The organism is Caulobacter sp. FV1ye6ST, assembly GCF_058681225.1.
The window spans coordinates 1,114,205-1,127,736 of record NZ_CM178733.1 but is presented as its reverse complement, the minus strand read 5'-3'; the positions used below and the strand labels follow the sequence as shown (position 1 = coordinate 1,127,736).

Annotated in this window: 18 protein-coding genes and 1 other RNA gene; 8 read left to right on the top strand and 11 right to left on the bottom strand. The window is 67.4% G+C overall.

What is annotated here, in order from left to right; translation table 11 throughout:
* Positions 1-107: 107 nt before the first annotated feature.
* Positions 108-490: RNase P RNA component class A (gene rnpB, locus ACW175_RS05555), an RNA gene on the bottom strand.
* A gap of 95 nt (positions 491-585) precedes the next feature.
* Between rnpB and ACW175_RS05550 the strand changes: the two genes are divergently transcribed.
* Entirely contained in the window at positions 586-831 is a 246-nt protein-coding gene (locus ACW175_RS05550) for a type II toxin-antitoxin system Phd/YefM family antitoxin (RefSeq protein ID WP_492103627.1), read from the top strand.
* Complete coding sequence (locus ACW175_RS05545) at positions 828-1,214, top strand: type II toxin-antitoxin system VapC family toxin (protein WP_492103626.1); 387 nt, start codon at positions 828-830, stop codon at positions 1,212-1,214. Before ACW175_RS05550 ends, ACW175_RS05545 begins: the two co-directional genes overlap by 4 nt.
* Here the strand turns inward: ACW175_RS05545 and ACW175_RS05540 are convergent.
* Genes ACW175_RS05540 through ACW175_RS05530 form a run of 3 tightly spaced genes read right to left on the bottom strand, consistent with a single transcriptional unit; the run spans position 1,211 to position 3,428 of the window.
* Entirely contained in the window at positions 1,211-1,810 is a 600-nt protein-coding gene (locus ACW175_RS05540; RefSeq protein WP_492103625.1) for an FMN-binding negative transcriptional regulator, read from the bottom strand. The genes ACW175_RS05545 and ACW175_RS05540 overlap by 4 nt on opposite strands.
* On the bottom strand, positions 1,810-2,538 hold the full coding sequence (locus ACW175_RS05535) for an N-acetylmuramoyl-L-alanine amidase (protein ID WP_492103624.1): 729 nt from the start codon (positions 2,536-2,538) through the stop codon (positions 1,810-1,812). The genes ACW175_RS05540 and ACW175_RS05535 overlap by 1 nt, the downstream gene beginning before the upstream one ends.
* The gene (locus tag ACW175_RS05530) at positions 2,535-3,428 is read right to left on the bottom strand and encodes a DMT family transporter (RefSeq protein WP_492103623.1); all 894 of its coding nucleotides are present in this window, start codon (positions 3,426-3,428) and stop codon (positions 2,535-2,537) included. Before ACW175_RS05530 ends, ACW175_RS05535 begins: the two co-directional genes overlap by 4 nt.
* A gap of 116 nt (positions 3,429-3,544) precedes the next feature.
* Here ACW175_RS05530 and ACW175_RS05525 point away from each other — a divergent pair, with 116 nt between their 5' ends.
* The gene (locus ACW175_RS05525) at positions 3,545-5,035 is read left to right on the top strand and encodes a flavin-containing monooxygenase (protein WP_492103622.1); all 1,491 of its coding nucleotides are present in this window, start codon (positions 3,545-3,547) and stop codon (positions 5,033-5,035) included.
* Positions 5,036-5,151: 116 nt separating this feature from the next.
* On the opposite strand, the gene ACW175_RS05520 is transcribed toward ACW175_RS05525, so the two are convergent.
* Positions 5,152-5,811 carry a DUF3052 family protein gene (locus ACW175_RS05520; protein WP_492103621.1) on the bottom strand — a complete coding sequence of 220 codons (660 nt, stop codon included), beginning with the start codon at positions 5,809-5,811 and terminating at the stop codon, positions 5,152-5,154.
* Between the two features lie 4 nt (positions 5,812-5,815).
* A complete protein-coding gene (locus ACW175_RS05515; RefSeq protein ID WP_492103620.1) occupies positions 5,816-6,613 on the bottom strand; it encodes a crotonase/enoyl-CoA hydratase family protein in 798 nt (265 codons plus the stop codon).
* 174 nt (positions 6,614-6,787) lie between these two features.
* Between ACW175_RS05515 and ACW175_RS05510 the strand changes: the two genes are divergently transcribed.
* Together ACW175_RS05510 and ACW175_RS05505 are read left to right on the top strand one after the other, a co-directional pair.
* On the top strand, positions 6,788-7,150 hold the full coding sequence (locus ACW175_RS05510) for a response regulator (RefSeq protein WP_492103619.1): 363 nt from the start codon (positions 6,788-6,790) through the stop codon (positions 7,148-7,150).
* 66 nt (positions 7,151-7,216) lie between these two features.
* Positions 7,217-7,831, top strand: a complete 615-nt coding sequence (locus ACW175_RS05505; RefSeq protein WP_492103618.1) for a pyridoxamine 5'-phosphate oxidase family protein — start codon at positions 7,217-7,219, stop codon at positions 7,829-7,831.
* A gap of 107 nt (positions 7,832-7,938) precedes the next feature.
* Here the strand turns inward: ACW175_RS05505 and dksA are convergent, their stop codons facing one another.
* Both dksA and fliX read right to left on the bottom strand, forming a co-directional pair.
* Positions 7,939-8,367, bottom strand: coding sequence for an RNA polymerase-binding protein DksA (dksA, locus tag ACW175_RS05500; RefSeq protein ID WP_099576206.1), 429 nt, complete (start codon positions 8,365-8,367; stop codon positions 7,939-7,941).
* A gap of 212 nt (positions 8,368-8,579) precedes the next feature.
* Entirely contained in the window at positions 8,580-9,011 is a 432-nt protein-coding gene (gene fliX / locus ACW175_RS05495) for a flagellar assembly regulator FliX (RefSeq protein WP_492103617.1), read from the bottom strand.
* Between the two features lie 231 nt (positions 9,012-9,242).
* On the opposite strand from fliX, the gene ACW175_RS05490 reads away from it, so the two are divergent.
* Genes ACW175_RS05490 through ACW175_RS05480 form a run of 3 tightly spaced genes read left to right on the top strand, consistent with a single transcriptional unit; the run spans position 9,243 to position 11,198 of the window.
* The gene (locus tag ACW175_RS05490) at positions 9,243-10,355 is read left to right on the top strand and encodes a flagellar basal body P-ring protein FlgI (RefSeq protein ID WP_492103616.1); all 1,113 of its coding nucleotides are present in this window, start codon (positions 9,243-9,245) and stop codon (positions 10,353-10,355) included.
* Positions 10,355-10,744: a rod-binding protein gene (locus ACW175_RS05485; RefSeq protein WP_492103615.1), complete on the top strand. Its 390-nt coding sequence runs from the start codon at positions 10,355-10,357 to the stop codon at positions 10,742-10,744. Before ACW175_RS05490 ends, ACW175_RS05485 begins: the two co-directional genes overlap by 1 nt.
* A gap of 4 nt (positions 10,745-10,748) precedes the next feature.
* Entirely contained in the window at positions 10,749-11,198 is a 450-nt protein-coding gene (locus ACW175_RS05480) for a flagellar basal body protein (protein WP_492103614.1), read from the top strand.
* Here the strand turns inward: ACW175_RS05480 and ACW175_RS05475 are convergent.
* The 3 genes from ACW175_RS05475 to ACW175_RS05465 are packed head-to-tail and all read right to left on the bottom strand — an operon-like array spanning position 11,195 to position 13,486.
* Positions 11,195-11,830, bottom strand: a complete 636-nt coding sequence (locus tag ACW175_RS05475) for a class I SAM-dependent methyltransferase (RefSeq protein WP_492103613.1) — start codon at positions 11,828-11,830, stop codon at positions 11,195-11,197. The genes ACW175_RS05480 and ACW175_RS05475 overlap by 4 nt on opposite strands.
* Positions 11,827-13,416: an ABC-F family ATP-binding cassette domain-containing protein gene (locus ACW175_RS05470; RefSeq protein ID WP_492103612.1), complete on the bottom strand. Its 1,590-nt coding sequence runs from the start codon at positions 13,414-13,416 to the stop codon at positions 11,827-11,829. Before ACW175_RS05470 ends, ACW175_RS05475 begins: the two co-directional genes overlap by 4 nt.
* The gene (locus ACW175_RS05465) at positions 13,373-13,486 is read right to left on the bottom strand and encodes a hypothetical protein (protein WP_492103611.1); all 114 of its coding nucleotides are present in this window, start codon (positions 13,484-13,486) and stop codon (positions 13,373-13,375) included. The genes ACW175_RS05470 and ACW175_RS05465 overlap by 44 nt, the downstream gene beginning before the upstream one ends.
* Positions 13,487-13,532: the final 46 nt, after the last annotated feature.

Here is a 13,532-nt window from a genome sequence, read left to right as displayed (position 1 = left end):
CATCGGATGTGAATTTCGATTTCTGTCGCCTTCCCCAATCTGGAGGAAGACTCCGGAGCGCTTCAGGCGGACGCTCTCTGTCGCCTCCCCGCCAAACGGGGAGGTTGCGGACCAGATGATCTGTAAGCCGGGTTCTGTTCCGCCGCTCGAAAGCGACGGCGACGATCATTCCTCTAGGCCGGCCATTGCTGGACGGCTCTCGCGACCTACCCGGACCCTCTCGGCCAGTGACGGCCTATCCGACGCGAGGCCGGCGCGGGGTCCCTATTCGGTCTTGCTCCAGGCGGGGCTTGCCATGCCGTCCCTGTCGCCAGGTCCGCGGTGGGCTCTTACCCCACCCTTTCACCCTTCCCGCCCCGTAGGGAGGAGGTTTGCTTTCTGTGGCGCTATCCCTGGGATCGCTCCCGGTGGGCGTTACCCACCGCCTTGTCACCGTGGAGCCCGGACTTTCCTCGGCGTCCGAAGACGACGCGACCGCCCGATCATCTGGTCCGGGACGGTGTTTGACGGTGGATGCGGCGCAGGTCAATTGGAGATCGGCGCGAGATAGACTAAACTAAGTGGACTTAGTTCACGGAGGCCGCCATGCGGACCGTCAACATCCACGAAGCCAAGACCCACCTTTCCCGGCTGGTCGAACAGGCTGCGGACGGCGAAAGCTTCATCATCGCCAAGGCGGGCAAGCCGATGGTCAAGGTGGTGGCGATTGAAGCGCAGGAGCGGCCAGCCAAGCGGCGTCTGGGCTTCATGAAGGGCGAAATCAAGATCCCTGATGATTTCGACACCATGTTCGCCGAAGAAATCCAGGCGATGTTCGAGGGCAAGGATTGATCGTTCTCGCCGACACGCACGTCCTGCTTTGGGTGGCTGAAGCGCCTGAGAGGCTTTCAGAGGCAGCGCAAGATCTTCTGACGGCGGAGACGACCAAGCCCACCTTCAGCGTCGTGAGCCTTTGGGAAATCTCGATAAAACGCGCGCAGGGCAGAGCGGACTTCCATATCGACACTCATCGCTTTCGCCGCCAACTGCTTGGGAATGACTGGCGCGAACTGACGATTTCATCGGATCACGCGATCCTGGCAGGAAGCCTACCCGCCATTCACAAGGATCCTTTCGATCGCATGCTTTTGGCTCAAGCGATTGTGGAAGGCGCGCGCCTTCTGACGGTGGATAGCCAGCTCAAACGGTATGGCGCGCCCGTTCTGTCGCTCTAGATCGATGTCATCAGCCCAGAGATCGGATGCTCGCCCAGCCCCTTGGCCGCGCCAAGGCGATCAGCATCCGCCTTGTTCTGAGAGAGCTTGAAAGTCCCGTCCAACCGCTCGACGAACAGCCGGCCACCCTGGATGCCCCGCAGCAGGGCCTCGAACTTGCCGGGCTTCATCTTGTCGCGGGTCCAAGGTTTCTTAGGCAGCAGCCGCGCCTCTTCCTGGGCCGAGAGGTCGTCGAGCAGGGCGATCAGTTCTTCGTCGTTCAGCGGCGCGACCGAGCCCTCGGCCTCGACGGACTGATAGTTCCAGGTCGGAACCTGGTCGGCGCTCTCATACCAGTCGGGGCTGATATAGGCGTCGACCCCCGTGGCCAGCACCACCGCTCGGAAGCCCTGGGTCAGGTGTGGGGTCAGGACGTTGCCGCGCGACAGGTGGAAGTCGAGGGCGACCTCGCCGTCCAGGTCGCGGATCACGACCGGCGACTGGGCCACGAACGGCCGACCGCCGACCGCGGCGGCGATCGTCACGAACGGATGCGCGCGGATGAAGTCCAGCAGGACCGCGCGATCCTCGACGCGAAAGCGGCCGTCCGGGTGCATCAGTCGGCCGCCGCGCGCAGCAGCCCCACCAGGCGCGCCCGGGTCTCGCCGTCGGCGATGCCGTCGAAGCGGCTCTGCAGCCAGTGACGCTGGAAGGCCGAGATCACCGTCGTGGTCCACGCGTCGTACTTGCCGGTCGGGGCGCAGTCGAAGCCCAGGCGGGTCAGGCCGGCTTGCAGCGCGAAGACGCCGGTCCCCTCCTCGCCCTGGCCCAGCGGCGCGCCGGGCGACGGGGGCGGTTCGATCCAGAGACCGTGGCCGCTTTCGGCCAGGCGCTTCCACGGGAAGAGCTCGCCCGGATCGATCTTGCGGGCGGGCGCGATGTCGGAGTGGCCGAGGATCCGGCTGTCGGGGATCATCCAGCGCGAGCGGACGTCGGCCAGCAGGTTGATCACCGAAGCGATCTGAGCCTCGGGGAACGGGCGATAACCGAACTCGTGGCCGGGATTGACGATCTCGATGCCGATCGAGGCAGAGTTGATGTCCTTGACGCCCTTCCAGAAGGCGGCCCCGGCGTGCCAGGCCCGGCGCTCTTCCGGCACGAGGCGGAAGATGCGGCCGTCTTCCTCGACGCAGTAGTGGGCCGAGACCTTGGCCTCGGGGTCGCGCAGGCGCTCGATCGCGGCCTCGCCGGTCTCCATGCCCGTATAGTGCAGCACGATGGTGTCGGGCACGGCCTTGCGGGCGTCGAAGTTCGGCGACGGGGCCTCGATAAGGCTCAGACTCATTGGGCGCGGTTCCGGATCGACATCAGCAACGGCATGACCTGATTCCGCCGAAGCGCGATGATCAAGACGCCGGTCAGGGCCAGGCCCGCTCCCACGCCCATCCGCAGATCGAAGTGATCGTGGGTGACCAGCACGCCCAGCAGTATGGTGAACAGCGGCGTCAGCAGGGTGAGCGGAGCGATCAGATTGGCCTCGTAGCGCTGGATCAACCCGTAATAGGCCGTATGGGCCACGACCGAAACCACCAGCGCCGAGAACACCACCGCCGCCACGAAGGGCCAGCCGGCCGCGATGCCCGCCGCGACCTGTCCGGGCTCGATCGCCGCGCTCATCGCCGCCAGCGGCCAGATCGACGAGAAGCCGACCCAGGCCTGGAACTGCAGGGGCCGCACGCCCTCGACCTGTTTCATCATCACCGCGCCCAGCGAACCGGCGAAGGCCGCCGCGACGATCAGCCAGAGACCGGGCGATAGCACGAAGCCGCGCGGGCTCCACATCACCGTCACCGCGCCGGCCAGGGTCAGGGCGATGCCCAGGCCACGCCGCCAGCGGATGGTCTCGCCCAGCATCAGCATCGACAGCAGGGTCGTGAACGGCACGCCCAGTTGGATCACCACGGAAGCGGCCGACGGCGAGGCGGTCTTGAAGCCCATGAACAGCAGGGCGAAGTTCCCCGCTCCCATCAGCAGCGCCACCACCACGATCCGCCAGGTCGGCTTCGGCGCGGGCAGCAGCCAGGGCAAGGTCGCCAGCGCCACCAGCGAAAAGCGCACGGCCGCGTAGAACAGCGGCGGCACGCCCCAGTGGGCCACCACGATCTTGGAGATGATGTTGTTGCTGGCCCAGACCAGGCAGATCAGGACCAGCAGGCCGAAGTCGCGAAGAGACATGAACTATCCGATAGGCCGCGGTTGACGTTCGGTCAAAACGGTCGTTTGTTGGTGAACACTGTTCACATACGACCACGCCGGGTCAACCGGCGGGCGGAGCAAACGGGCGGAAGCGGATGACCATCGAACATGTCGACGTCCTGATCGTGGGCGCGGGGCTTTCAGGGATCGGCGCGGCCTATCACCTGAAGAAGCACTGCCCCGGCAAGACCTATGCGATCCTGGAAGGGCGCGAGGCGATCGGCGGCACCTGGGACCTCTTCCGCTATCCCGGCATCCGCTCCGACAGCGACATGTACACCCTGGGCTACAGCTTCAAGCCCTGGAAGGCCGCCAAGGCCATCGCCGATGGCCCGTCGATCCTAAGCTACGTCCGCGAGACCGCGCGCGAGCACGATGTCGACCGCCACATCCGCTTCAAGCACATGGTCAAGCGCGCCAGCTGGTCCACCGAGACCGCGACCTGGACGGTGGAGGCCGAGCATGACGGCCAGACCGTCACCTTCACCTGCGGCTTCCTCTACATGTGCTCGGGTTACTACCGCTATTCAGCGGGCTACACGCCCGAGTTCGCGGGGACGGAGCGGTTCAAGGGCGCGATCGCCCACCCGCAGCACTGGCCGGAAAACCTCGACTACGCCGGCAAGAAGGTCGTGGTGATCGGCAGTGGGGCCACCGCCGTGACCCTGGTGCCCGAGATGGCCAAGACGGCCGAGCACGTGGTCATGCTGCAGCGCTCGCCGACCTATGTGGTCTCGCGCCCAGCAGAGGACGGCGTCGCCAACTGGCTGCGCTCGAAACTGCCGGCCATGACCGCCTACGGCATCACCCGCTGGAAGAACGTCCTCTTCCAGATGCTGTTCTTCAACATGGCCCGCAAGAGGCCGGAGAAAGTGAAGGAGCAGTTGCTGGGCCTGGTCCGCGAGCATCTGGGGCCCGACTACGACATCGGCGCCCACTTCACGCCGCGCTACAATCCTTGGGACCAGCGCCTGTGCCTGGTGCCGGACGCGGACCTGTTCGACTCCATCAAGTCGGGCGCCAGCTCGGTCGTCACCGACCACATCGAGACCTTCACCGAAACCGGGATCCAGCTGAAGTCCGGCAAGACGCTCGACGCCGACGTCATCGTCACGGCCACCGGCCTGCAGATGCAGCTGCTGAGCGGCATGGAGGTCGTGGTCGACGGCAAGGTCGCCGACCTGTCCCAGTCGATGAGCTACAAGGGCATGATGTTCAGCGACGTGCCGAACCTGGCCTCGGCGTTCGGCTACACCAACGCCAGCTGGACCCTGAAGGCCGACCTGACCAGCGAATATGTCTGCCGCCTGCTGAACCACATGACCCGCACGCGCACCGACTTCTGCGTGCCGCGCGTCGACGGCGAGATGGAGGTCGCGCCGTGGCTCGACTTCTCGTCCGGCTACGTCACCCGCTCCATCGGCCAGTTCCCCAAGCAGGGCCTGCGCAAGCCTTGGAAGGTGCACCAGAACTACGCCCTGGACCTAGCCGCCCTGCGCCTGGGCAAGGTCGAGGACGGGGTCATGCGGTTCGGGCGCAAGACCAGCGTCAAGGCCCACCCCGTGAAGGCGATGGCGGCCGCCTGATCAAGCCTCCCTATCGGATCCGATAGGTCGCGGCGGGCGCGCGAGGCGTCCGCCAGCGACTTCCCCTCCCTCCGCTCATCCCTGCGAAAGCGGCGATGAGCGGTATCGGGATCGCTCTACACCTCCTCGTCGAACTCTTCGTCGTCGGCGACCGGGGCCGCCGCCGGGGCCGCCTTCGGCGCCTTGCGTTTCACGAAGCGCAGCGCCGTGTGGCTCTTCGAAAAGGCGCAGACCTTGGTGTCGGACAGGCCAAAGGCACGCGCGGCGGTCAGCACCTCGGTATCCTTCAGCGGCGCGCCCTTGCCCTTCTGGGAGACGATCCAGATCGCGCCCTTCTCGCCCAGGGTCCACATCAGGTCCTCCAGACGGTCGAGGTCGGCCAGGTCGTCGGCGGCCAGGAACAGAATGTCGACGCCATCGGCCTCGTCGGCGTCGACCGGCTCCACGCGGGTCGACAACTCGGCCAGGAACTCCTCGTCCTCGACGCCGTCGACCACCACGGTCATGCCCGGCTTCACGCCCAGCTTGTCCAGGCGCGACGGCGGGTTCTGGATGGCGTGCAGCCACTTTTCGGCCTGACCCGGCGCCAGCGTGAAGCGGGTGCCGTCGCTCAGCACTAGGTCATCGCCTTCGGTCCGCGGGTTCTTCAGGGCGTGGCCTTGATAGATGCCGCGATAGGCTCCGCGGAAGATCAGCTTCGGCGGCTCCCACAGCAGCTTGCCCTCGCTGTCGCCGTCCGACAGCTGGCCCCAGACGCCGCTCGCTTCCTTGCCCATGACCTCAGGCGCCCTTGAACACGGGCGCGCGCTTTTCGAGGATCGCGTCGACGCCCTCCATGTGGTCCTCGGTGTGGTGGGCGATGGCCTGGGCAGCCGCGCTCATCTCCATCAGGGTGTCGTAGCTGGCGGTCTGGCCATGCTTGAGCAGGCTCTTGGCCATGCGTAGAGCGTGAGGGGGCTGCTGGGCGATACGGTTGGCCAACGTCAGGGCCTCGTCCATCAGGATCTCGGCCGGCACGGCCTTGCTGATCAGGCCCCACTCGGCCGCCTTGGCCGCGTCGATGACGTCGCCGGTGAACAGCAGTTCCGCCGCGCGGCTCATGCCGATCGTGCGCGGCATCAGCCACGCGCCGCCGTCGCCGGGGATCAGGCCCAGCTTCAGGAAGGTGACGCCAAACCTGGCGGTGTCGGCGGCGATGCGGATGTCGGTCATGCAGGCCACGTCGCAGCCCAGACCGATCGCCGCGCCGTTCACCGCCGCGATCGACGGGACCTCCAGGCCATAGATGGCCCGCACGACGCGGTGGATGTTCTTGCGATAGCCGTCGCGCACGGCCACGCCGTTACCGCCGAACGCGCCCTCGCGGGCCTTCATCGCCTTGACGTCGCCGCCGGCCGAGAAGGCCTTGCCCGCGCCGGTCAGGATCACGCAGCGGATGTCCTGGTCATCGTTGATCGCCTCGCAGGCGGCGGCCACCTGGTCGCCATCGCCCGGCGCGCCGAGGGCGTTCATCGCCTCGGGGCGGTTCAGGGTGAGGATGGCGACGTGGCCGCGCTTCTCGGTAAGGATCAGGGACAAGGGTGGCGCTCCTGCGACTTCTGCTTTTTTCCTTCCATAGCCTGCTTTCCCACATCGTGCAGCCGAACAGGCCAATACAACCTGGACGTTTTCGAGGATCACGAAAACGCGACTGGCGCGGCGGCGCGTGGCGACATTGACTGGCGTCAGGGACGATCACGAAGGCTGCGGCGAATGACCGAGCACGGGAAGGCCCGACACGTGTTGATTATCGAGGATGAAATCCTCGTCGCGTTCGAGGTCGAAGCCCTCCTGGCGGAGCAGGGCTTCACGAGTTTCGATATAGCCGACAGCTTGTCGGACGCCTTGGCCTTGGCCATGGCCAATCCGCCAGATCTGATCACCGCCGACTATCGTATCGTCGGCGGCACCGGAGAGGAGGCCGTCGAGGCCATCCAGCGCCAGCTGGGCCGGATCCCCGTCGTCTATGTCACCGGCAACGCCGACCAGCTGCAGGGTCGCCTCAACCCCATCGTCGACAAGCCGATCTCGGCTCGGCGCCTGCGCGAGGCCTGCGTCCGCGCCGCCCTATCCTGACCTGGCCAGTCCTGAGATTGTCCGCCGTGCGCCAAGACCCTAGAAGCAGGGCCACGGGAGGACGCGATGCACGAGATCACCACCGTTGAGGCGCTCGAGGCTCTGTATCAGCCACAGCCCGCGCCCGCCTCGACCGTCAAGGTCACCGACCACATCACCCCGCACTATGCGGCCTTGATCCAGGCCTCGCCGTTCGCAGCCCTCGCCACCGTCGGGCCCGAGGGCTTGGACTGCAGCCCGCGCGGCGACCTGCCCGGCTTCGTCCGCATCGCCGACCCGCGGACGCTGATCCTGCCAGATCGGCGGGGCAACAACCGCATCGACAGCCTGCGCAACGTCGTGCGCGACCCGCGCGTGGCGCTGCTGTTCCTGATCCCCGGCTCGGGCACGACCTTCCGCGTCAACGGCCGGGCGGCGCTGAGCGTCGATCCCGATCTGCTGGAAAGCTTCGCCGTCGACGGCAAGGCGCCGCGCACGGTCATGGTGGTCACGGTCGTGGAAGCCTATTTCCAGTGCGCCCGCGCCATCGTCCGCTCGGGCCTCTGGAAGCCGGAAAGCCAGGTCGACCCGAAATCCCTGCCCACGCCCGGCGCCATGCTGGCCGCCGTCACCGCTGGCGAGGTCGGAGGCGAGACCTACGACCGCGAATGGCCGGATCGCGCCGCCAAGACGATGTGGTGACGCCAGGGGCAAGCCGCGCCGCGCGCCAAACAAAAGCGGCCCTGGGCTCCCCACCCAAGGCCGCTTGAAACACATCAGTCGCCCCAAGTTACCTTGGCGAGCAGCGCTTAGTCGTCGCGGTGGACGCGTTCGCGGCGCTCGTGGCGTTCCTGGGCCTCGACGCTCATGGTCGCCGTGGGGCGAGCATCCAGTCGAGCCAGGCCGATGGGCTCGCCCGTCTCCTCGCAATAGCCGTAGGAGCCATCCTCGACGCGGCGCAGGGCCTGGTCGATCTTGGAGATCAGCTTCCGTTGACGATCGCGGGTACGGAGCTCGAGAGCCCGGTCGGTTTCCGAGGACGCACGATCAGCGAGATCGGCGTGATTCTCGGTTTCTTTCTGGAGATGGGCGACCGTTTCGCGAGATTCGCGAAGGATCTCCTCTTTCCAGGCCAGCAGCTTGTCCTTGAAATACTCAAGCTGCCGTTCATTCATGAAAGGCTCATCGTCGGAAGGACGATAGCCAGACTTCTCAACAAGAACAGTGGCCGTTTGCATCAACGCCTCACGCCCCAATGAACTCAGCCCTTAAGGGCTGCGTGCTTATAGCAAAAGGTGAGCCGGGTTCAATGAACCTCGCGTGAGCGGCGCGTTCAGGTCGCGCGCCTCCCGCAAAAGGGCCGTGAACACGGCGACGACGGATATAAAACGCGCGAGAAAGGCAAGCGTGGCAGGGAAAAGCCGATTTTGAGCTCCCCACCTTGGCCATGTCAGCTACGCGCCTGAAGCTTGGCCAGCTCGACGGCGGCGCGTGTCTCGATCTCGTTGAGGATCCCCTCAAGGTTGGGATCGTCGGTATTTTCCCGCTGCTCGCGGATGGCCCGGGTCAGGCGATCCAGGGTGTCGGACGAGATGTCGCCGTCGATCAGCCCGATTCGGACATCGCCCAGCAGATCCAGGATCTGCTCGCCGCGACGCACGGCGCGGCGCCGGCGCTCCAGCGGATTGCCGACCGGTCCCATCGCCTGCAGGGCCAGCAGGGCGTCGACCGAGCCGACGCCGGACAAACCGCCCACCGAGGCGGTGCTCGCCGCGCCGCTGGCGGCGTTCACGGACGGCAGCGAAAAGCCCGTCGACCCGCCGGACGGCCTGGCCCGCGACGCGCCAGTCGACCCCACGCCCCCCGTGCTGGAAACCTTCATCCGACAGCTCCAAAAAGCTCGTGCGCGCGAGTCACTTATCCCGCAGCGCCATCAATATCCATCGGCGCGCTTGAAGTATGGTTAATGCCGGGCAGATTCTGCCGCGAGGCGCCTGTCGGACCATCGCCAAATCCAGAATCCCTTGAGCGACAAGGCCTTGAGCCCCCTCAGGAAACTGGCCCGCTTCTGGCATGGAGCGGCGCGGGGACGGTTCCCCGCGACGAGATTGCCATGCCGCGTTCATTCTTTCGCTTCCTGCTGACCGCCCTGGTCGCCGCCTCGGCGCTGGTCGCCGCCCCGGCGTTCGCCAAGTCGCGGATCAAGGACATCGTCGCGTTCGAGGGCGTTCGCGAGAACCAGCTGATCGGCTACGGCATCGTCGTCGGCCTGAACGGCACCGGCGACAGCCTGCGCAACGCGCCGATGACCAAGCAGAGCCTGGAGGCCATGCTGGAACGCCAGGGCGTCAACGTCCGCGACGGCAATCTCAACACCAAGAACACCGCCGCCGTCATGGTCACGGCCGCCCTGCCCCCCTTCTCGGCGGCCGGCTCGAAGGTCGACGTCACCGTCTCGACCCTGGGCGACGCCAAGAGCCTGCTGGGCGGCACCCTGCTGGTCACCAGCCTGCAAGGCGCGGACGGCCAGACCTATGCCGTCGCGCAGGGCACCGTACAGACCGGCTCGGTCTCGGCCGGCGGCGCCTCGGGCAGTTCGGTCACCAAGGGCGTTCCGACCGCCGGCCGCATCGCCAGCGGCGGCATCATCGAGCGTGAGACCGGCTTCCAGATGGTCAATATGGACATCATGCGCCTGACCCTGCGCAATCCGGACTTCACCACCGCACGCCGCGTCGCGGACGCCATCAACGCCAAGTTCCCCGGCTGCGCCCAGGCCCAGAACCCCACCGTGATCGCCACCCGCGCCCCGGCCGGCATGGACATGATCAGCTTCATGACCAACATCGAGAACCTGATGGTCGAGCCTGACGGCCCGGCCAAGGTGGTGATCGACGAAGTCGCCGGCGTCATCGTCATGGGCGACGACGTCCGCATCAGCAAGGTGGCCATCGCCCAGGGCAACCTGACCATCTCGGTCCAGGAAAACCCCGCCGTCAGCCAGCCGGCGCCATTCAGCCAGGGCCAGACCAAGGTCGTGCCGCAGTCGACCGTCAGCGTCGATGAGGAGAAGGGCAAGCAACTGCTGACCCTGGGCGGTTCGCCGTCGCTCAAGAGCCTGGTCGGCGGTCTCAACGCCTTGGGCGTCACGCCCCGCGACATGATCTCGATCCTGCAGGCCGTGAAGGCCGCGGGCGCCCTGCAAGCCGACATCGAGGTGATGTGATGAGCGCTCTTTCGACCATCTCGACCTATGTCCCGTCGTTCGGCGCGACCGCCGCCACGATCAAGACGGCCGCCCAGGCGGTGAAGTCCGCCGCGACCACCGTTCAGGGCGTCGTCGAGGACACCGCCAGCGCGGCCAAGGAAGCCAAGCAGCGCGCTAAGATCGCCGACACGGCCAAGACCTTCGAGTCCTCGTTCATGTCCGTGATGATGCAACAGATGTTCGAAGGCGTGAAAACCTCCGAACCGTTCGGCGGCGGCAACGGCGAGGAAATGTTCAAGTCGGTCCTGACCGACGCGATGTCCAAGGAAGTGACCAAGGCCGGCGGCATCGGTCTGGCGTCCACGATCCAGCGCGAAATGCTGAAGATGCAAGGTCTGAAGGAGTAACCCCATGGCCATCGCCGCCGTCGACGCCGACGATCGCGTCCACCAGCTGACCCTGCTGACCGAACGCCTGACCGACCTCATCGCTCGGGAGGCCTCGGCCTTCGAAAGCCACCGCCCGCACGAGGCGGCCCAGCATGTCGAAGAGACGGCCAAGCTGGCCAATGTCTACCGGCACGAATCGATGCGGGTGCGCCACAACCCCGCCCTGCTCGAAAACGCCCGCCCCGAGCTGCGCCAGCGCCTGATCCGCGCCACCGAAGCCTTCGACGCCGTGCTGGCCCGCCAGGCGCGCGCCGTGAACGCCGCCAAGACCGTGACCGAGGGCCTGGTTCATGCGGTGGCCCAGGAGATCGCCAGCCAGCGCGCCGCCCCGGCCGCCACCTACGGCGCTGGCGGCATGGTCACCGACCGCCCGCAGCACGGCGCGGCGATCACCCTGAACCGCAAGGCCTAGAACAACTCGAACACCGCCGCCGCGCGTCCCGCGCCGTCCGGATCGCCATAGTCGGCGACCGGATACTCGGCCACGACTCGCAACCGGTCGACGGGCAGAAAGGCCCTGAACGGGTCGCCGATCAGCACCACGATCCCCGCCGCCAGGCAGCGCCGCAGGAATCGCTCGACCCGTTCGGCCAGGTCAGGGTCGTAGAACAGGTCTCCCACCAGCATCAGGTCGACCTCCGGCGGATCGCCGCCGGTGATGTCGGACCGCGTGACCTCGACCGCCACGCCGTTTGCGGCGGCGTTCAGCCGCGTGGCGGTCGCGGCGTAGGGATCGACGTCGACCGCCCTCACCGCGCCAGCACCCGCCAGGGCGGCGGCGATGGCCACCAGGCCCGAGCCCGCGCCGAGGTCCAGCACGCGCTTGCACGCGACGATCTCCGGATGGTCGAGGACGTGCCGGGCCAGAGCCAGGCCGCCGCCCCACGGCCGCGCCCAGTAGGGCGAGCCGAAGTCCCGATCGGCCTCGGCCAGACGCATCAGCCCGCTGCGGGGTCCGGCGCGATGCAGGCGGATCTCCGGCACGCCGGGGACGGCTTCCAGCGGCAGACGGTCCAGGATGAAGGCTTCGAGATCGCTGGTCATGGCTTGCCGCCCAAGCTTACCGTCCTCTCGACGCCGATCGCATCCAGGAAATCGGCATCATGGCTGACCACCAGCAGCGCCCCGTCATAGCCCGACAACGCCGCCTCGACGGCCTCGATCGAGGCCAGGTCCAGGTGGTTGGTCGGCTCGTCCAGGATCAGCAGCTGCGGCGGCGCCGCGGCGCTCAACACGCAGGCCAGGGCCGCCCGCAGGCGCTCGCCGCCGCTCAAGGTCCCCGCGATCTGGTGGGCGGCGGTGTTGCGGAACAGGAACCGCGCCAGCGCCGCATGGGCGTCGTTCTGGCTCGCGGCTGGGTTCAGGCGGCGGAAGTTCTCCAGAATGGTCTCGTCGTCGGCCAGCAGCGCCGCGCGCTGATCGAGCAGGGCGAACGGGACGGACAGCTTCACCTCACCCGCCGTGGCCGCCAAGGCGCCGGTGGCCAGGCGCAGCAGGGTCGTCTTGCCCGACCCGTTCGGTCCGGAGATCGCCACCCGCTCGGGTCCGGCGATGCGGAACGACAGGCCCTCGATCACCGGCGGAACGTCCGGCCAGGCGAAGGTTACGGCCTCGAAGGCCAGCACGCCGCGTCCTTCCGGCAGGCCCGACGACGGCAGGTCGAAGCCGAGAGTCCGGACGCGCTCGACCCGGGCCTCGGCCGAGACCTTGGCCTGGGCCGCCTCGGCCGCCAGCTTGTCGGCGAGCTTACCCTCGCGCGCGCCGCTCATCTCGGCCCGCTCGGCCATCATGCCCAGGACGATCTTCGGCGTCCCGCCCCGGTCGGCGAACTTACGGCCGGCGGCGTCGCGGCGCTCCTTGCGCTCGCGGGCGATCTGAGCGTCGCGGGCGACGCGGCGGACCTCCTTCTCGGCATGGTCGAGGTCGCGCTGGGCGGCGTCGGCCTCGGCGGCCTTGCGTTCGGCATAGAGGTCCCAGCCGCCACCATAGGATCGCGCCCCCAGCGACGAGAGCTCGACGATCCGGTCCATGCCGCGCAGCAGGCTTCGGTCGTGGCTGACCACCACCGCCCCGCCGCGCCAGCGGGCCAGCACCTTGCCGACGATCCCCCGCGCCTCGGCGTCCAGATTGTTGGTCGGCTCATCCAGCAAGAGAACGTCGGGCCTGGCGATCAACAGCCGCGCCAGCCCGGCGCGCGTCGCCTGACCGCCCGACAGCGCCGCCGCCGGTCGCTCGGGGTCGAAGCCGGTCAGGCCGACATCGGCCAGGGCCTGATCCACCCGCGCCGGCAGGTCCCAGTCGGCGTCGGACAGGTCGACCTCGTCGCCCTCCCCGCGCTCGATACGCGCCAGGCGGTCCCAGGCCGCGCCGACGCCCAGCAAGTCGGCCAGCCGCGCGCCCGGCGAGACATCTGGCGTCTGATCAAGAGTCGCGACGGTTCCCGCCCGCGTGACCGTCCCGGCCAACGGCATACGCGATCCGTCGATCAAGGCGAGCAGGCTGGACTTGCCCACGCCGTTGCGCCCCACGAGGCCAATACGCTCGGCCCCGAGCGCGAGATTCAGATTTTCGAAGAGGCGCCGGCCGTCAGGCGTGGCGGCGGAAACGGCATCCAGGGTGACGAAGGACATGCGAACCCACGGTCAGGGAAACGGGAAGGACGAAGCGGTCTTCCGTCTTGCTGATCATGGGAACCTCCATCGATTGGGAGCGGAGTTTCTACGCGGCCGCGCCCTGGGCGGCAAGC